This is a genomic window from Belliella aquatica (assembly GCF_014637795.1).
GTDB classification, from domain to species: domain Bacteria; phylum Bacteroidota; class Bacteroidia; order Cytophagales; family Cyclobacteriaceae; genus Belliella; species Belliella aquatica.
In genome coordinates, this window is sequence record NZ_BMFD01000001.1 from 1 (window position 1) to 19366 (window position 19366).

The 19366-nt window shown below is 37.0% G+C and carries 18 protein-coding genes; 11 read left to right on the top strand and 7 right to left on the bottom strand.

The window, feature by feature from the left end; all coding sequences use genetic code 11:
* Positions 1-143: 143 nt before the first annotated feature.
* On the bottom strand, positions 144-833 hold the full coding sequence (locus IEV57_RS00005; RefSeq protein WP_188438313.1) for a carbonic anhydrase: 690 nt from the start codon (positions 831-833) through the stop codon (positions 144-146).
* A gap of 92 nt (positions 834-925) precedes the next feature.
* Positions 926-1363, bottom strand: coding sequence for a DinB family protein (locus tag IEV57_RS00010; protein ID WP_188438315.1), 438 nt, complete (start codon positions 1361-1363; stop codon positions 926-928).
* 119 nt (positions 1364-1482) lie between these two features.
* On the opposite strand from IEV57_RS00010, the gene IEV57_RS00015 reads away from it, so the two are divergent.
* The 7 genes from IEV57_RS00015 (at position 1483) to IEV57_RS00045 (ending at position 7170) form a co-directional block, all read left to right on the top strand.
* Complete coding sequence (locus tag IEV57_RS00015; protein ID WP_188438318.1) at positions 1483-2250, top strand: hypothetical protein; 768 nt, start codon at positions 1483-1485, stop codon at positions 2248-2250.
* 380 nt (positions 2251-2630) lie between these two features.
* Positions 2631-2960, top strand: a complete 330-nt coding sequence (locus IEV57_RS00020; RefSeq protein WP_188438320.1) for an ArsR/SmtB family transcription factor — start codon at positions 2631-2633, stop codon at positions 2958-2960.
* Positions 2961-3048: 88 nt separating this feature from the next.
* Complete coding sequence (locus tag IEV57_RS00025) at positions 3049-3591, top strand: DUF6428 family protein (RefSeq protein ID WP_188438322.1); 543 nt, start codon at positions 3049-3051, stop codon at positions 3589-3591.
* An 89-nt stretch (positions 3592-3680) separates the two neighbouring features.
* Complete coding sequence (locus IEV57_RS00030; protein WP_188438324.1) at positions 3681-4292, top strand: low molecular weight phosphatase family protein; 612 nt, start codon at positions 3681-3683, stop codon at positions 4290-4292.
* Positions 4293-4465: 173 nt separating this feature from the next.
* Complete coding sequence (arsB, locus tag IEV57_RS00035; protein ID WP_188438326.1) at positions 4466-5494, top strand: ACR3 family arsenite efflux transporter; 1029 nt, start codon at positions 4466-4468, stop codon at positions 5492-5494.
* 469 nt (positions 5495-5963) lie between these two features.
* Positions 5964-6359: a DUF2846 domain-containing protein gene (locus IEV57_RS00040; RefSeq protein WP_188438328.1), complete on the top strand. Its 396-nt coding sequence runs from the start codon at positions 5964-5966 to the stop codon at positions 6357-6359.
* 229 nt (positions 6360-6588) lie between these two features.
* Positions 6589-7170, top strand: coding sequence for a hypothetical protein (locus tag IEV57_RS00045; protein ID WP_188438330.1), 582 nt, complete (start codon positions 6589-6591; stop codon positions 7168-7170).
* A gap of 155 nt (positions 7171-7325) precedes the next feature.
* On the opposite strand, the gene IEV57_RS00050 is transcribed toward IEV57_RS00045, so the two are convergent.
* On the bottom strand, positions 7326-7664 hold the full coding sequence (locus tag IEV57_RS00050) for a DUF4249 family protein (protein ID WP_229744181.1): 339 nt from the start codon (positions 7662-7664) through the stop codon (positions 7326-7328).
* Positions 7665-7829: 165 nt separating this feature from the next.
* Here IEV57_RS00050 and IEV57_RS00055 point away from each other — a divergent pair, with 165 nt between their 5' ends.
* The 4 genes from IEV57_RS00055 (at position 7830) to IEV57_RS00070 (ending at position 12693) form a co-directional block, all read left to right on the top strand.
* Positions 7830-9980: a TonB-dependent receptor gene (locus IEV57_RS00055; protein WP_188438334.1), complete on the top strand. Its 2151-nt coding sequence runs from the start codon at positions 7830-7832 to the stop codon at positions 9978-9980.
* An 11-nt stretch (positions 9981-9991) separates the two neighbouring features.
* Positions 9992-10642: a hypothetical protein gene (locus tag IEV57_RS00060; RefSeq protein WP_188438336.1), complete on the top strand. Its 651-nt coding sequence runs from the start codon at positions 9992-9994 to the stop codon at positions 10640-10642.
* A 237-nt stretch (positions 10643-10879) separates the two neighbouring features.
* Positions 10880-11941, top strand: coding sequence for a sensor histidine kinase (locus IEV57_RS00065; protein ID WP_188438338.1), 1062 nt, complete (start codon positions 10880-10882; stop codon positions 11939-11941).
* Positions 11941-12693 carry a LytR/AlgR family response regulator transcription factor gene (locus tag IEV57_RS00070; RefSeq protein WP_188438340.1) on the top strand — a complete coding sequence of 251 codons (753 nt, stop codon included), beginning with the start codon at positions 11941-11943 and terminating at the stop codon, positions 12691-12693. Before IEV57_RS00065 ends, IEV57_RS00070 begins: the two co-directional genes overlap by 1 nt.
* A 270-nt stretch (positions 12694-12963) precedes the next feature.
* Here IEV57_RS00070 and IEV57_RS00075 read toward each other — a convergent pair whose 3' ends face one another.
* The 4 genes from IEV57_RS00075 to IEV57_RS00090 form a co-directional block, all read right to left on the bottom strand.
* Positions 12964-15144 carry a TonB-dependent receptor gene (locus IEV57_RS00075; RefSeq protein WP_188438342.1) on the bottom strand — a complete coding sequence of 727 codons (2181 nt, stop codon included), beginning with the start codon at positions 15142-15144 and terminating at the stop codon, positions 12964-12966.
* Positions 15145-15243: 99 nt separating this feature from the next.
* The gene (locus tag IEV57_RS00080) at positions 15244-15549 is read right to left on the bottom strand and encodes a hypothetical protein (RefSeq protein WP_188438344.1); all 306 of its coding nucleotides are present in this window, start codon (positions 15547-15549) and stop codon (positions 15244-15246) included.
* Between the two features lie 33 nt (positions 15550-15582).
* Positions 15583-16344: a hypothetical protein gene (locus tag IEV57_RS00085; RefSeq protein ID WP_188438346.1), complete on the bottom strand. Its 762-nt coding sequence runs from the start codon at positions 16342-16344 to the stop codon at positions 15583-15585.
* A 105-nt stretch (positions 16345-16449) separates the two neighbouring features.
* Positions 16450-19332 (bottom strand): TonB-dependent receptor, encoded by a 2883-nt coding sequence (locus IEV57_RS00090; protein ID WP_188438354.1) that lies wholly within the window; start codon positions 19330-19332, stop codon positions 16450-16452.
* Positions 19333-19366: the final 34 nt, after the last annotated feature.

The window sequence follows — 19366 nt, forward strand, 5'->3', positions numbered from 1 at the left end:
GATTTTTGCGCAGCTTATTGTAATCTTGTGGCTTCACGGCCGTGCGGGCCTGTCTACCGCCAGGTAGATTCGATTCCCGCTCCTGGTACATAAACCTCGTAGAATTACGGGGTTTTTTGTTTTTAAGAAAAAAAACTCACTCATCAATCTAAATTTTCCAGCACCCTAACCCTACCGGTCTCTACGTCGTAAATTGCCCCTACGACACGAAGTTTTTTTGCAGCAATCAGCTCGCTAACTAAAGGGACTTTGTTTTTCAATTCATGAATACCATGCAAGACATTCGCTTCTATGGCTTTTTCATAAAAATCAATGGTACCTCTTTGAAGAACTTGTTCTTCCTCCTCAGCATCGATGAAGTCGATAATCTTTTGGATATATTCTGAGTAATGATGTGAATGCTCGTGTTCATGTTCTACAAAAGCACCAATAGCCCCGCATTTGGTATGTCCAAGAATAATCACTAGCGGAACTTCTAAATGCTCAATGGCATACTCGACACTACCAATTTCATAATCCGCTACAATATTTCCTGCATTTCGGATCACGAACAAATCTCCTAAGCCCTGATCAAAAATCAATTCCGGTGGCACCCTTGAATCCGAGCAGCTGACTATGGCTGCTACAGGATGCTGCCCCTGCGAAAGGTCTCTCAACCTGTCAAGAGTCTGATCTGGATGCAGTGGATGATCCTCGGAAAACCTTTCATTTCCTTGAAGCAACACTTCTAAAAGATTCTCTTTGGGAATCTCTTCAAGATGTTGCTCTACAGGCGTAGGCCTACAAGCTACTGATAATAAAGAAAATAGAGTGATGTATAAATATCGACGCATAACCATTGCTTAAGAAATACAAATTTCACTAAGGCAAATGGTTAATAAGGTGATATTAATCACTCAGTAATCTTTTCTAAAATAGCCTAGTACTATTTTCCATACTTCAGCACTATTGCCAATTGACCCGCATGATAAGCGGTGTGTGTAGTAATTCTTCCCAAAGCCTCTGCTTTGGTTTTCTTCCCAAATTCCTTGGTTTCAACGACGCCTTCCCAGTTTTGCTGACTTTCGATAGCTTTTTCCAGTTGAATTCCCGCTTCCTCAATGATGGTTTTTAATGACTCCAGATCTGTCCATTGCCCAGTATCCTTACCTGCCTTTACCGTTTGGGCATCTACTTTAGCTTCCATATTTCCAAAAACATTTTTTGCAAAGAGTAATTCCACCTCTGCGATATGTCTAATAAGAAATCCAGCAGAGTTTGGACTTTCACCAAGCTTCTTGGGAAGGTCTTCTGATTTAATATTTATCAATTGATTGGTCAGCCTTGTACGGCCTTCTTTCCAGAGTTCGATTTGAGTTTTCATATTTTTTTCAACAAGGTAAAAAATCAAATTCACTTGAAATATGATTACTATCATTATAAAACAAAAATCATGATCACCAAGATTTTGGAAATTTATAAAAAATCTAATATGTTAGTTTCATGATAAAAGTTTTTACAAAAACACAACTGCTTCTTTTTATTTTAGTCTTTGGGTTACACTTTACTTCCCATGCGCAGGAAAGGAGAATTATTCCATTGAACGAGCACTTTTTTGCTATTGAAGCTGGAGGTGGAGAATACGTCTTCAATAATGTAGTGAGCTTTTCCGAAGAGGGAGAAATGATAGAGAAGACCTACAGCTTGGAAAACAAATTGATCTCAATTAAAAAATCTGTTTTAGAGGATACTCCAGAGAAAATGCCTTTATGGGAACAAGAACAGCACTTCAATTTAGATGGAGATTTAGAATTCACACGCATCAAATATAAAAATGAAGATGGAAACTATACAAAAATTATCCGAAATGGAAACTTGATTCTTGACCTAAAATGTAAATCTTTCGACTGCAAAGGGTTTTATATTACTGATGATCAACAAATGGTAGAATGTGATAGAGATGTTTTTGAATCTGGTTTTCCTACTGTAAAGACATGGTCTAAACTGCTAAACAAACATTTAAGATTTCCTGAAGTGGCCAAACAACCAGGGTCTATGTTTAAAATTTGGATAGGTTTCAAAATTGATGAATCAGGAGAAATGATCGAAAATGCAGTTATGAATAAAAATTTGATACATCCCTCAATCTCAAAAGAGGTGGAGAGAATTATAACAAAATACAATGGGAAATTCATGCCGGCCTTAGATTTTGATGGCAATCCAATAACATCATGGTTTTATATAACTTTAATTTTTAGAGGTGCTATTTAGGCATTAGAAAAATATGAAAATCAATCATTCCTTTCTCTAAATCAGAAGCAAAGCTTGATCAGGGCATCATGCAAAAATATCTATTCCCATAAAATTTGTCCTGAACTGAATTTTCTAATCTAAAATTAAATCGAACAATTTTTGATCATTCAACTATCTATCGTAATATTGCAATGTTATAAAAAGTGAAATAAATTTGAAATAGCTTTCAGCAAAATATAGTTGTTATACAATTGAAAAATGCTAGAATTAAACCTTGACTAAATTCTAAAAAAGCAATGCGTAACCATTTCTATTTCAACTTTATTGCTATTGTATTTCAATCATCTATCTTATTTCTAAAATTCATCCTTCAACCTTCATAATTCCTCCTTTATAAAATGGGTATCACCAAAACAGATCTCTTCACAGAAAAGCAAAACGAATTGGCCAAAGTAGCCAAGGTATTTGCTCACCCGGCTCGAATTGCTATCCTAGAATATTTGATTCAGTCTAACACTTGCATCAATGGAGACTTGGTTCAGGAACTGGGTTTGGCGCAGGCGACAATTTCTCAACACTTGCGCGAACTCAAAGAAATCGGATTGATCAAGGGAAGTATTGAAGGAGTATCTGTGAATTATTGTATCGATGCTATGCGCTGGGCCGAAGTTCAAAATTTATTTCAAGGACTATTTGATGGCTTTCCGAAAATATCTGGATGCTGCTAGGAATTGTACGAAGTACAATGTACCAAGTACCAAGTATGGTGCAGTCTTGGTACTTGGTGCTTAATACCTGGTACAAAAAATATAAACTATGAAAACTAAAGAATTTACCAAAATCCTACAAGAAAACCCTGAAAAGGCACTTTTCTTCGAATATCAAAGTGGTCAATATGTGAGAACTGATTACCACATCACCGAGATCAAAAACGTCAATTATGATACCGTAGACTGCGGTGGTATCCGCAATCAATGGTCTGAAGTACATATTCAGCTTTGGGAAAATGAAATCCCTGAACCAAATCATGCAGTAGATAGTGACAAAGCTCTAAAAATCTTTGATGTGGTCAATAAAGTGCGTGAAACCTATCCAGACACTGAAATCAAATTCGAGTATGGTAACTCCCTTTTCCCAACAGCGGTACTTCCAGTTCACAATATCAAGGACACTGGCATTGCTTTGATCGTGCAACTCACACCAGATCAAACAACTTGCAAAGCCAAAGACCGAGCGACTACTCCTGAGGAAAAAGCTGATGCTTGCTGCGGTCCAGTATCCGAAAAACCTAAAGTAAGAGTTTCCCTAGCTTCCCTTCAATCTGCCAATAGCTGTGAACCCGGCTCGGGATGCTGTTAATTCATTGTACAAAGTACAAAGTACCATGTACCAAGTAAGGTGCAGTCTTGGTACTTTGTACTTCGTACATTGTACATCAAAAACTTCATATGAACCTCTACCCAACACTCCAAGCGCACATTGAAAAGGCTCAAGCGCTTCCAATTTCCGAAGAACGGGGCGCTATTATTCAAGTATTGATCGATTACATCCAAAAGAAATTTGATCAAGATCAAGATATCAACTTGAACTACATCTGTACCCACAACTCTCGAAGAAGCCAATTTTCTCAAATTTGGGGAAAAGTCGCAGCTGCATATCATGGAATTGATATGAACTCTTTTTCAGGAGGAGTAGAAGTCACTGCATTCAATGAACGCGCAGTAGAATCTATCAAAAGATTTGGTTTCAAAGTCAGCAAGGAAGGAGAAGGCAATCCGAAATATTTTGTCTTATACTCAGATGATGAAGACCCAATTGTGGCATTCAGCAAAGTCTATGATGATGCTGCCAATACTCCTACTGGTTTTGCTGCAATAATGACCTGTTCTCACGCAGATGAAAACTGTCCATTTATCCCAGGTGCAGAAGCCCGGATCCCAGTCAGGTACAAAGACCCAAAAGCATTTGACGACACAGATCAAGAAGCTGAAAAATACGATGAAAGATCACTTCAGATTGCTTCGGAGATGTTATTTGTGTTTTCAAAAATTAAAAAATGAAATAAATCTTATGAAATAAAATAGAAATATGCCTTCGGCGAAATAAAATTGAATTATAGTGAAAACCCTATTTCCAATTTATTTCAACCTTATTTCTACATTACTTCTATAATATTTCAACTTTATATCTACCGTATTTCTATTGTATTTCACAAATATCAATTGAACTAAAAATGTCTGAAACCAAAAAAATCGCCTTTTTCGAAAAATACCTAACAGTCTGGGTCGCCTTGTGTATAGGTGTAGGAATCCTGATCGGTCATTTAGCGGGAGAAGATATCACCTTTTTGTCGGATATGGAGATCTATAATGTCAATATTCCAATAGCGATATTGATCTGGTTGATGATCTATCCGATGATGTTGCAGATTGATTTTAGTAGTATCAAGGGAGTAGGAAAAGCACCAAAAGGACTGATCTTAACTTTGGTAATCAATTGGCTGATCAAACCATTTACCATGGCATTCTTTGCTTGGATATTCTTTGACAAGTTATACTCAGCTTATATTGATCCTGAGCTTGCTGGAGAATATATCGCTGGAGCTATCCTTTTGGGTGTGGCACCGTGTACAGCGATGGTTTTTGTATGGTCTTACCTTACGGATGGCGATCCTAACTATACTTTAGTGCAGGTTTCTGTGAATGACTTGATCATCTTAGTGGCTTTTGTCCCTTTAGTGGGTCTTTTATTAGGCATTACTGATATCACAATTCCGTATGGAACATTGGTCGCTTCGGTGTTGATTTTTGTTGTAGTTCCTTTGGTTGCTGGCGTACTGACAAGCAAAATCATGATCCGAAGCAAGGGTGAAGCCTGGTTTAAAACTGAATTTCTACCCAAGTTCAAACCTGTAAGCATCTTCGCCTTATTACTTACTTTGGTGCTATTATTTGCTTTTCAGGGACCAAATATCTTGAACAATCCCTTGATCATTGTCTTGATTGCCATTCCGCTAATTATCCAAACTTACTTTATTTTCTTTCTCGCTTGGTTTGGTGGTCGCAAGCTCAAACTTCCCCATGCGATTTGTTCTCCAGCTGCGATGATTGGAGCAAGCAATTTCTTTGAGTTGGCCGTAGCCGTGGCGATTGCCTTATTCGGATTGCAAAGTCCAGCTGCTTTGGTAACTGTAGTGGGTGTATTGGTGGAGGTCCCGATTATGCTTAGCTTAGTGGCTTTGGCGAATAGGTGGAGGTATTAAGAGAGAATTTTTTAAAATAATAGAACTAGATTGATGGTAATAGGTACAATATGATCTAAGCTTTAACTGAAATCATAAGGTTTAAAATTAAAGAAATTTCACTTTTTAATTTTTTACTTTTTCCTTCAATTCTGGCTCGGTTTATTCTTAAATAACTATATCCGCTTTTACACCAGTAGGCTCTTAATATAGTCTAAATCCTAAATTTAAAGCGCTGTGGAGTGTTAGCTGTTGACAGTTGACAATTATCCGCAAGATTATTTGTGACAAAATCACATACTGGCGTCATTGCGGATAATCATATTCTTAAATATTAAAACTTTTACTTTTCTATTTCTCTCAAAAAATCAAGATCAAAGCTGTTGATTTAGAATTGATTAAAATATTTTTTCTTTAGAAATAAATTTACAAAATGGCTATTGACAATGATTTGATTTCTATCTAATTTTCGAGAGATTATTCTTCCTATATGAAAAAAACCCTTTGCCTATTTGCACTTCTTTTTGCAATCCAATTTCAAATTCAGGCTCAAAGTGAAAAAGCCACGGTTTATTTGTTAAGACCTGATGGACTTGATGATTTTGTTCCTTATTACACCTATTTCAATCAAAAATTAATAAGCAAGTTGGGCGAAGGAAAGTATTCTACTCATCAAATCGATCCAGGATTCTACGAAATCCATACCCAATACAGAGGAAAAATTAAGTCAGACCCTGAAACAGTTCTTTCATTAAACCTTGAAGCTGGCCAAACTTATTACATTACCCTCACGACAAAAACAAAAGCCTTTGGAAAAGGGAAGTTTTATTGTATTCAAGTATCCGAAAAAGAAGCGAAAGAATTGATAGGGTCTTCTGGAAAATAAAGAATATCTATAAAAAAGGTCTACCTAAATAGATCAAATAAATCCTTTTGCCTGATCACTAAAACATTATAGTCCTCAAATAGAACCTCTTAATTTATTGCCACAAATAGCAAAGCAACAGCACTTTTTGCTTATTCACCAAAAAAACTTCCTGCCATAAAAAATCAACACACCCTATTTCCTAAAATCAAGTGAACTCTTCAAATTTTGATAACCTTAAAAAAACCATATGAAAAAAATAATTCTTGCTTTGAGCTTCTGTCTTTTTTTTACTAATACGCTTGTTTTCTCCCAAGAGGCTGAGAAAGCGGTTAGCGCCAAATTGCTTTTCGAAGCGGGCTTCGAGTTTGGTGGTGATGAAATATTACAAGTATTCTTTTCCAATGGTGGTGATCAAACGATGCGGGCTGGGCAGGGTATCAACCTTGGCCTAGGGGGGGAACTTCAATTTGCCAACTTAAAACAGTTTATGATTCGCTCTGCAGTAAGTTTAAAGTGGACTCCCACAGCAGCAGATGATGCAAACATTATGTTTTTGAGGTTCCCTGTCCACTTGACTCCGTTTTGGAAAATAAATGATGACTTTAGGTTTGGAGTTGGTATTACTACCCATTTGAATCCTAAATTGAGAGGTGATGGTTTTTTTCCTGATGTGTCTTATACAAGTAATACAAATCCACGCTTTGAATTTGGATACAAATGGGCTGCCTTGACTTATACACCCATGAAATACACGGATCAGGATGGAGAAGTGTTCTCTGGAAATTCAATCGGTATTTCTTTTTCGGGTACACTACCTAACAGGAGATAACTCAAAGGAATATATTCTTCCTTAAATATACACTATTCACCGAACCTTTAACCAACCACTGTTATGATTCTGATTAACGTCTACACCATAACCAAAATTGGGGAATTTCAGGTTCTAGGTTTGTGTGAATAGTGTGTTTTGATCAATGATCTTACCTATTTCAATTCCACCCATCCTGATTTTCGGGATGTGAAGGCAGAAAAGTTACCCAAGCCACCTTGCACATTGTTAGGAATCCTAATTGAGGTAACAAACGGGTAGTCACCATAATATCTTTGCTGGATTACAGCCACATAATAGTCATAGTAGCTTTTGCTGATGGTCCGCATTTCTGCACTTAATTCATATTGAATCTCGGGGAAGAAAATAACCGATAAATATTCCAACACGATGATTCGCTTGTTGCTTTTTGATCCAAAGACGTTGGGATTATACATAATCCCTGAATTTAGTCCTCCTTCGAAGGCCACTCCATTGTTATCAACATTTAACAATCCTTCGTTATTCTAGGTGTATTGGGCAATTGTTTTTAGGTCACCTTTATTTAATGGTACATACATCTTATATTTTTACACTTCAATCACCAAATTCTACACTTCAGTAACCTTTAATTTTTTCTGAACACGTTTTCACTGAGTTTTGAATCAAAGTTCAAAGCCATGAAAATACTCGCCATCTTCTTTTTATTCATTCAATCTCAGCTGCTTTTAGCCCAAACCAATATCCAAGGTGTTGTAAAGGGTCAAAGTGGAGAAACGATCCCTGGCGTAAACATTTTTCTCAAAGGAACTTATGAGGGAGTTTCTTCGGAAATCGACGGAAGCTACAAGCTTGAAACCACTTTAACAGGAGAGTATATCCTTGTCTTCCAAGCGATGGGTTATAATTCCTTGGAAAAGGAAATTTCACTACAAGGAGAATCTCTCGTTTTAGAAGTGACACTTCGAGAAGCAATCAATGAAATGACCGCTGTCACCATCAGCGCTGGAGCAATGGAGGCATCAGATGAAAAAAAGGCTGTTGTACTCAAGCCTATTGATATTGTAACAGTCCCTTCAGCTATGGGCGATATCATTGGCGCATTTCAGACTTTGCCGGGCACTGCAAATGTTGGCAATGATGGGCGACTATTTGTCCGCGGTGGAGATGCTTCTGAGACAGCTATTTTCATTGATGGTATGAAGGTGGCCAATGCTTTTGGCACAACGGCATCGAATGTCCCCACACGTACAAGGTTTAACCCTAACCTCTTCAAAGGATCATTTTTCAGCACGGGAGGGTATTCTGCAGAATATGGACAGACTTTGTCATCAGCATTGGCTCTCAATACTGTGGATATTCCTTTGAGAAATCAAGGTGATTTAAGTATCATGTCTGTGGGAGGAGGTTTTGCGCAAACTCTCACAAGTGAAAAAAATAGCATTACTGCTTCGGCCAATTATTTCGATCTATCACCATATCAAGGTCTAATCCGTCAAAACTTCGATTGGGAAAGAGCACCTTTCGGATGGGATGCTGAAATAGCAGCCAAACAAAAATGGGGAAAAAGTGGCATGATCAAAGCCTACGTTCATACAGAGTCTAGTGGTATGAAAATTTGGACTAAACAACCTGATTCAGAAGGCAGAGGTCAGCTAGTAGATATTAACAACAAATACACTTTTGCTCAAAGCTCATTTAAGCAAATAGGAAAAAATGATTGGAGCTATTATGGGGGTTTTTCTTACTCCAACAACATTGATGATTTCAAAATCGCAGCAGATGAAATCAGAAACCAAAACAAACTATTTCATGGGAAAATGGCAGCAGTAAAAAGCTTTTCTGATAAATTCTCTATAAAAACAGGATTGGAATCCTACTTCATCCGATATTCTGAACAATTAATTTCGCAGGATTTGAAAAGAGAGATTGTAGATAATCAATATAACCTTTTTACAGAAGCCGACTATTATTTGAGCAACAAGCTAGTATTTCGAGGAGGTTTGCGTTCAGGACATAGCTCCTTGGCAAACCAAACTTGGCTTGATCCCAGGTTTTCATTGGCATACAAATTCGAAAACGAAGGACAGGTTTCCTTGGCTGCGGGTACATTCAACCAAATGCCACTTGAAGAACTCAGAATCATCAATCCAACACTTCAGAACACAAAAGCAGAACACCTGATTTTGAATTATTTCATCAACAAAAATGGAAGAACTATTCGTGCAGAAGCATTCTACAAAGGGTACAATAACCTGATAACCTTTGAAGGGCAGCGATTCAATTATCAAAAAATAGAACAAACTGGAGAAGGATTTGCCCAAGGCTTTGATATCTTTTACAGAGACCAAAAATCAATCAAAAACACTGATTTTTGGATCACATACAGCTTTGTAGATAGCAAAAGACAGTTTGCCAGATTTACTGAAATGGTGCAACCTTCCTTTGCTCCTCGCCAAAATGCTTCAGTTGTAGTCAAACATTTTGTGGGCAAACTCAAATCTCAGTTTGGAACCTCATTCAGCATCAATGATGGCTACACCTACCATAATCCAAATTTGCCAGGACAGATGAATTCCAAAACTAGGTCATTCCAAGACATGAGTGTGAGTTGGAGCTATTTACCCAAACCAAATTTGATCATTCATTTAGCTTGCTCAAATATACTGGGAAGAGAAAATGTATTTGGATATCAATTCAGTGAGCAGGCAAATGATAATGGAATTTATGAAGGCAGGCCAATCGGTATGCAAGCTCCTAGATTCCTATTTCTTGGAATATTTATCACTCTTTCAAAAGACAAAACAGCAAATCAATTAAACAACTTATAAAAACAAAAATTATGAAAAAGATCAATTCAATTATCGCAATTCTATTCCTAAGCATCAGCATTTCTTTTGCAAATGAAGAATACCAAGCAGCTATGCTCAAGGAAATTCAAGTTATGAATCAAGCTGGACCAGCTTCGGATTTACAGAAATCGGCAAATTCATTCGCTCGAATAGCCCAAATGAATCCTGAAGAATGGCTACCGCATTATTATGCTGGACTGGCCTTAGCAAACGCATCATTTAGAAGCCAGGAAGGAGCTGCTGAAAAAGATGTTTTATTGGAAGAAGCAAAGAAGCATGTTGCGAAAGCAGCCGCAATTTCCTCAAACAATTCTGAAATAGTCGCTTTAGATGGCTATATCACTATGGCCGAATTAGCTATTGACCCAGCCTCTCGAGGACAGTATCTCTCTCCTTTAGCCATGCAAAAATTCGGAAAAGCTGTAGATTTAAATAGAAAAAATCCAAGAGCCATCATGATGTTGGGACAAATGGAATTAGGTATGGCTGAGTTTTTTGGAACAGGTCCTGCCAAAGGATGTGGTCTGATCACTGCAAGCTTAGAATTATTCGAAAAAGAGGCTGAATCCAAAAACCCAAATGAAATCTTACCTAGTTGGGGCAAAGAAATGGCAGAACAAATAAAGACTAATTGTAACTAAGCCATTTATATCAACTCTCGCCAAAAATAAAGCCTGTCAGGTCATCTGAATCAAAAAAAGAAATTTATACTTTCTTGAATCTAAGGAGCTGACAGGCATTTAAATCTTTCGAAAGAAATAATTAGCATTGAAATTCTGGCCAGATTGAAAAGAGATAAGTAAGAAAAGCATTTTTAACTATCTTTATTTGGTCAAGAAGCACTACTTAAATTGAAATTTACTTGAAGTCAAAATCGAATGAATAAGAATTATCTCAAATATTCAACAGTCACATCTTCTTTCAAGCATTTCATCCTCCTGAATGCTGGGCTTGCATTTGGCCTAATGTTCATCTTCTGTCCCTCATGCTTTTTTTCTCTAGATGGAATAATATCTCTGCTTCCCGACTTTATTTTTTCATTTTGCATATCGAGCTTTTTAAGTTTTGGTGGGTCATGGATTGAGGGTTATTATAATGAAAGAATCTCTTGGATAGAAGCTCCAGTGAAGCGCCTTTTACTTACTGCAATCACTTACTTAGTTTATTCCTTTACTATCAGTATTATTTTATTGACCATTTACATCACTTATTCAAATCCTGAAGTAACATTGAGCAACATAAGCTGGGTGAGAGTGATGAAAAATGCGATTTTGCCCACTGGCATAGCAGTGATAATCATTACCATATTCATTGCCAGATCTTGGCTATTCGAATGGAAGATTGCTGCTATCGAAGCAGAAAAACTCAAGTCTGAAAATCTTGCTAGTCAATATCAATCTTTAAAAGATCAACTCAATCCACATTTTTTATTTAATTCATTAAATGTGCTCAGTAACTTGGTTTATGAAAGTGCTGATAAATCGGCTGAATTTATACAGCAATTGTCACGCATCTATCGCTATGTGTTAGATGTTCAGGATGAAGAATTGATAAGCTTGGAAATGGAAATTGATTTTGCGCTCAATTATTTGAGTCTTCAAAAAATCCGGTTTGAGCAAAGCTTGGAATTCCACATCGATGTCTTCGAATCAAAAAACTGGTCGATCCCGCCATTATCACTTCAACTGCTGTTGGAAAATGCCATCAAGCATAATGTAACCAGTGAAACTAAGCCATTGAAAATTTGGATTGGCATAGAAGATCAAAAGTTGGTGGTGAAAAATAACATTCAACCCAAATTGAATAAAGAAGCAAATTCCGGAATCGGTCTTAATAACATCACAAAACGCTACAATCTTTTGAGTGAAACTTCACCAGAAATAACTCAAACTGAAAAAGAATTTATCGTCAAATTACCTCTACTGAAAGTTTCTAAATAATGAATATACTCATCATAGAAGACGAAAATCCGGCCGCGAAAAGACTGATGCAGCTAATCAAGGAAGTCCTCCCTGAAGCATTTTTATACGGAAATTTAGATAGTATCGAGTCATCAATTGACTGGCTAAGTTCGAATCCTGCACCGGATTTGATTTTCTGTGATATCCAATTAGCTGACGGTTTGAGTTTTTCGATTTTTGAAAATATCGAAGTCAATTCACCTATTATTTTTACCACTGCCTTTGATCAATATGCCATCAAGGCGTTTAAACTCAATTCTATTGATTACCTCCTCAAGCCAATCGACCCCAAAGAATTGAAGCATGCCATAGAGAAATTTCAACAGCAAACTCAAACTCCAACTTTGGATTTCAATAAAATTAAAGAGATAATTCAAGCTGAAAACAAGACTTATAAAAGCAGATTCTTAGTCAAAATCGGTGAAAAAATTCAATCTATTACAACTTCAGATGCCGCATATTTTTACAGTGAAGAGCGGATTACTTTTTTGAAAACTTACGAAAACAAAAAATTCATTTTAGACTATACCTTAGACCAACTTGAAAACATGCTTGAACCCAAACAATTCTTCCGACTCAATAGAAAATACATTACCTCATTTTCTTCCATATCCGAGATTCACACTTACTCAAACAGCCGCTTAAAAATCATTCTAAAAGACTGTTTGGACAATGATATTTTAGTTAGTCGCGAAAAAGTGGGAGCGTTTAAAGATTGGTTAGATGGGTAAATAAAAAACAAGTTTAAGGGCTAAGTTTCTAATCCTTTCAATATTTGGTTTTTGTAAAAACCACACCTTTCTTTGACTTCAATTTTAACCACAAGGAACACTAAGATTTCTACAAAGGGGACTAGGAAGGAAAAAAGTGTCATTTAGGGGAATTGCCACCGTGAACTTTTGAAAAGTTAAATCCTCAGTGAACACGCCTAATTTTTACGAACGTAATCGAAAAATTAGGCGTATTTTTTAGATTATAATCGAAATATTAGGTGAAATCTATTATTTTAACCTCAGCTTCACTCCTCCGTTGATGACAAATCCGTCGAGTGGTGCGTAGATTTCTCGGAAACTAGGATTATCTATACTTCCTGTGAAAATGGTATCAAAACGCGTTTGACGGGCATCTAGGAAATTTTCGAAATTGATAAATACCGAAAATTTCTCCCAAATCTTCTCCGCCATAAAGCCCATGATCCAATAAGACTGCCCGACCGAACCATCACTCAAGCGTTGCTGACTGAAATAGTAGGACTCCCAGCCAATTTTCCACTTGTCATGGACTTCATAGAAAAGTACGGAATTGATCCTGTGTTTCGGGGTCAGAGGATTGTCTCTAACAACTCCATTCGAATTGATCTTGGCGTGGGTATAGGTATATCCCATAAACCATTTGAAATCCCGAAATGTCCATTTCACATTGGTCTCCGTGCCCTTAGTGTCACTGTACCCGTCAATGTTGACGAATCTAAATTCAGAACTACCAATTTGCTCCAAGAACAATGGATTGCTCAGATATGTGTAGAAAAACAAATGGTTGACGCTGAAAAACAGTTGGTCATTGAATAAGGAAGCCTTGTAATTCAAATCCCAATTGAGTCCATAACTTTTCTCCAAAGTATTGAAATCAGCATCGATTGGCTGAATATTCTGATACTGCAACCTTTCACTTTCTTCGGTGAAAATCGTCGGTGCCTTGTATCCCAAGCCTCCACCAAACCTAGAACTGAAATTCAGATTTGCCTTGTACATCAAGGCTATCCTCGGCAGTACTGCCAGCCCATAATCCAGCACATAATCCGTCCTCAAACCAGATTCTAATACCCACTTTTGACTCAAATTGGTATTATTCTGTACAAAAGCACCAAAAGTATTGAGGTTATAATCCCTTACCGGAAAGCTGTTGGTCTGCTCTTCTTTGAATGCTTCTGTCCAGAGGTTTCCGCCAATCACCCAATCTGTTTTCTCGCGATCTAGTCTATAATTGACCTCAGTAAATGTAGATTGCTGCACCGCATTGAAATCATAATTTCGAGTCCCAAGTTTACGATCAAAGTGATTGTAACTATTTTTGACTTGAAGCTTGCGCCCTTCTCCCATTTCGTGATTCAGAACAAACTGACTGCTAATTCGCTCACTTAAATTCCTCTCGAAAAAAGCTTGTTGATTTTCTCGATCTCCTTTGAGATATTCCATATTTCCTCCTACCCGATCTTCAAGCGATAAATTCAAACCAAATTCGACATCAGTTCTTGAAGTAGGGTAGAGAAATACTTTTGGGTTGAAAGTAAAGCGATCGAACTTAGGGATAGCACTCAAGCCGATGTCGGCAGGATCAAATGGAGCATTTGTGTTGTAAGCAGCAAAGATTGTGGTACCGATCTTATCATTTCGCTTTCCATAAAACCCTGACGCATCCAAACCTCCAGCATTTGTACCATTCAGAACAAAACTCAACTCGCCTTCCTCAGTAGGTCTTTTTGAAATCAAATTGACCAAACCTGCGATAGCTCCTCCACCATAGAGCGTAGAAGCAGAACCTTTGATTAGCTCCACTTGCTGCAGGTCCAAAGGCGGAATCTGTAATAAACCAAGACCACTTGCTGCGCCAGAATAAAGTGGAAGGCCATCTTTCAAAATCTGCGTGTAGCGCCCATCCAAACCTTGGATTCTGATACCTGCATTGGCTGATGTCGGAGAAGTAACCTGCACTTGGATCCCTGTACTTTCACTCAAGAGCACTCGGATATCTCCTGGCTTCATGTTGACTTTTTCGTCCAATTCCTCTCCGGCAATGAACTCCACCCGAGTAGGAATATCTTCAATAGAGCGGGAACTCCTTGTTGATGAAATGGTCACCGTTTCCATCTCATCATGTGACTCATGCAAGAGAATTTCCAAAGGCATATTTTGAGCATCATCAGGCCAATTGATGGTCATTTGTTTGCTTTCAAATCCAACCAATTGAAATCGCAAGGTGATTTTTCCTATTGGAGGATTTGAGAAAATAATCAAGCCATTTTCATCAGAGACAGCCCCTTGTTTATTTTCTAAAATAAGCATGGCAACTCCCATCAAAGGAGTGTTTTCATGTTCATCCTTGACAATTACCTGAAGATCCTGTGCCCATAAAGAAGACGCTATACTTAGCCATAGAAGGCCAAATACATATAAATTTTTCATAAAATTATAATGTGATGTTGGGAAAAATTAAAATATAAACCCTTTGTAGTCTATAAAGACTAAAAAGGAAATGCCAAAATAATGGCTACTCATAAAAATTTAAGATAGCCTTGGGGGCTGCCATATTTGTATACTTGATGTAGGATATTCTGATTGGATCAAAATAGCATTTGTGATTTGCAAAGGCTCAAATTCGAGGCCTTCAAATTGCCATACCATTTCATAGACAAAAAGAGAACACAACTTACAAATTGAAAAAGGAGGACAGCATTGATTATTAGCATGATCAGATTCATGTTGCTCAGTGTGATCAGGCCCATGATCGCATTGATCTTGAGCATGAAGAGGAGACAGCATCATCATGATCAGATAAAAGAGCAAAGCAAATGAAAACGCTTTTTTCATAATATAAAAATAGGAAAAAAAATCAAAAATATTCTATTGCCCAGCTTGAGCAAGAACAAGCTGAGATTGAATCAGATTTTTCATGGTTTTGATTCTTTTTGACCCATAATAAGATTCCGCTTGATTGATATAATTATAAGCCAAGTCTATTTCTCCTTTATTGTTGTGAAAAATAGCCTTATTAAAATACTCGAGCCCTTTTAGCTCACGAACTTCAATGACTTTAAATACAACAGGGTTTAATATTTCTGAAACCAACTGATGAGTAGGCTCAAGGTAAAAAGTATCTCTCGAAGGCTTTACCTCTTCAAATTCAGCAAGATAAGCTGCCACATCTGCCGGTTTGTAGATAAATCCTTCATAATTATCCGTTGATTCTAAGATCACATAGTCACCATCTAAAACAACCCTGACAAAAACATGATAGGAAGTCTCAATGACATCAAATTCAAACCCATAACTTTCTAAGAATACTGAAAGCAGCAATGATCCACTGACACAATCAAACCTTCCTTCTTGCATCAAATCATCAATTCCAGAAAACTGACTATAAGTACCTAAAAGATATTTTTGGCTTCTATAAAATAGCATTTTGAGGAATTTTTGACTTTTCCCATATTTTGAAAAATCAGTTTTCAATTTGCTATTGAGCTTTTGGAAATTTGAATTTTGTGACTCCCAGTGCTTGATGAAGTTTTCTAGAGAAAAATCTGCTTCTTTTCCTTCATTTGGAGGCATAGCAATTCCCTGAAAGGAAATAAAAATAGCCAAAATGAAGAATAATAAGCGTTTCATGTTCTAATGTTATGGAATTGTTAAGTGAATTTAACAATATATTAACATTAAAACAAAAAAGCCCTCGCCATGTTTGGCAAGGGCTTATAAAATAAGTTTAAAATATTACCAAATAGCGTATCTCACACTAAGTGAAACTCTTCTGCCCGGTCTTAGGCTTGAGAAAATTTGATCATTTGCATTAAACATTCTGAATACTTCTTCTTTTCTATCATCCAAAAGATTGACAACGTTCATTGAAGTTTGTAATCTATCTTCTTTGCCCCAAGTTTTATTGATGTTAAAGTTGAGTGCATGGAAAGGTACCGTATAAGTATCTGTTCTGTTTCCAAAACCTACAAAATTCAATGTTGATCCCTGCACATTGTAAAACAATCCTGCTTCAATTCCAGAGATCATGTTGTTGTATGAAATACCCGTATTGATAATATAGGGAGCTTGACCAGCCATTTGTCTCGTTCTTGCTACAGTTTCACCTTCTCTTGATGTCAACTGTCTTGATCTAAATTCTGATTCAGACATATCAATTTGAGATTCTACAAAAGTCAAATTCGCATTGAAGAAGAAGTTTTCCATTTTTGGAGTGATGAAACCAAGAGATTTTCTCAATTCCACTTCCAAACCTAAAACAGTACCATTACCAACGTTTCTTGGTTGAAATGCTCCAGGATCTGAAAGGAATTGAACCATTTCTATAGGTCTATCAAACATTTTGTAGAAAACACTAGCAGAAATGATTTCATTTCTTCCTGTGAATTTTTCCCAACGCACGTCAAAGTTGTTGATTCTCGTAGCTTGAAGATTTCCATCCCAAAGTACTTCTGTTCCGCCTTCAGAAGTTTCTGGGAATAAGGCTCCAATAAATGATCTACCTGTTATCGGGTCTAGAATTTCTGCAAAAGACAATTCTTTGAATGATGGTCTTGCTATTGTTCTCGTTGCTGCTAATCTGATATTTTGATCTTTTCCAATCGACTGAACCAAATTTAAAGTAGGGAAGAAATCCAAGTCATCAAGAACTTTTTCATTATCAAAAATAATGGTATTAGTCTGATTCGTACCTGTATAAAATTGTGTATACTGCTCTACTCTCAAGCCAACTATAGCTTTCAAATTTGGTAAAGGGTTGAACTCATTGGATACATAGGCACCCACATTGGCCAAGTTTGAATTGTATTGATTTGGGTTGATTGGAATAAATGTAGGATCGTATCTGATTCCATTTCTATTGTCAGCTGAGAAAAGATTTTCTGGTAACAAAACACGATTCGGATCTCCATCAAATTGTGTGTTGCCTGTGTTGAACTGGAAACTCTCGATTAAGAAATCTCTGTTTTTATATACATAAGCACCCCCAAACTTCAACTTCGCCGCATTTCCTTTGAACATGTAGTTATCTGTCAAGTCTACATTTCCAAATAAACTTTGTTCATCCAAACTTCTCCAAATCCTAGTAGGCAATCCTACTTCTGTACCTATTGTATTTGTTGGAACTCTAAACCTAGTAATTCTAACATCAGGATCATTGATTGTACTCAAAGTTGGAGAGACTTTCCAATTCAATTGCCATTTCCCATTGTTCAAGTAATGACTTGCACTAAGTAAAAGGTTAGTTAATGTACGCTCGCTGTATTCAACATTGTATTGATCAGCTTCAAATTCTGCACCTAGGTTGGTGTTAATAAAATTAAATTGAGCAACCTTAGACTCACCGCTCTGAAGTCTCAGCAAATTCAATTTGATCTTTGTGAAATCAGATTTATAAGCCAATCCAGCGATTCCTCCAAGCAATACGTTGTTTGTAGAATAGTCACCCCTTGATCTTTCTAAAGGCTCCAAAGTAAATTCGTTGGAATTTCTTGGCTTTCCAAAAAGGTTAAACTCAGCATCATTGTAGTACTCTGACTCGTTTCTGTAAGTTAAGGCGAAGTTGTAACCTATTTTTTTGTTTTTTACGTTCAACTGATCCCCAATAGAATAGCCGATACCAAAATCCATTGGGCTAGTTTGTCTTGAACCACCTAAGGTTGGATTAAATTTTCCTAAAATAGACTGAAAGAGCTGCCCTTTTTCAGAATTTGGACTTCCTATCACTTCCGCAAACTGTGGAACCTCGGACACTCCCGCAGTTGGAATAGCTCTACTCCCATCATCATAACCCAACCAATCAGTTTTTCCCCCTTGTACTCCTAGAGCATTAGGATTAAAGTGCATATTTGGATTGTATCCTCCTGAGATATTCAAAGCCATAGTTTTTTCTTCAGGAAAATCTTTGGTTTCAATGTTTACAACTCCACCAGTAAAATCTGCAGGAAGCTCCGCAGTAAAGGATTTGGAAACTACAATATTATCAATAACATTGGTTGGAAAAATATCCATTTGGATTGTATTTCTATCTGGATCTAGGCCAGGAACGTCAACGCCATTCAAAACAGTTTTGGTATATCTATCTCCCAATCCACGAATGTAAACATATTTACCCCCTTCTACAGACACACCCGTTACTCTTTTGATTGCTGATGCAGCATCTCCATCACCAACTTGTCTAAAAGTAGAGCTCGAGATCCCATCCATAAGATTAGATGCATTTCTTTTGACAGACATTAGTGCTGCTTCTGTAGTTCTGATCGCCTCAGCAGAAATCGTCACCGTTTCAAGGTCTGAGGTAAATTCTGACATTTTCAAATTATCAAGAAGGAATACTTTCCCTGCTTCTACCGCAACACCTGGGATATCTATGGTATTGTAAGAAATGTAAGAAAGCTTTAAAGTGTGAACTCCTGCTTCAATTTGGATTTCGAAATCTCCATCAAAGTCAGTTACTGCACCAATTTGAGTTCCGACTACGAGTACTGATACGCCATATAGAGGCTCTCCAGTAGATTCATCATAAATAGTCCCCCTAATCGTGCCTTTTTGAGCAAATGAATAGATCGGAGAGATTGTAAATATTATGGCAATTAAGGATAGAAATAATGACTTTTTCATATTTCAATTTTGATTTTTTTACAGCTTTTTAAAC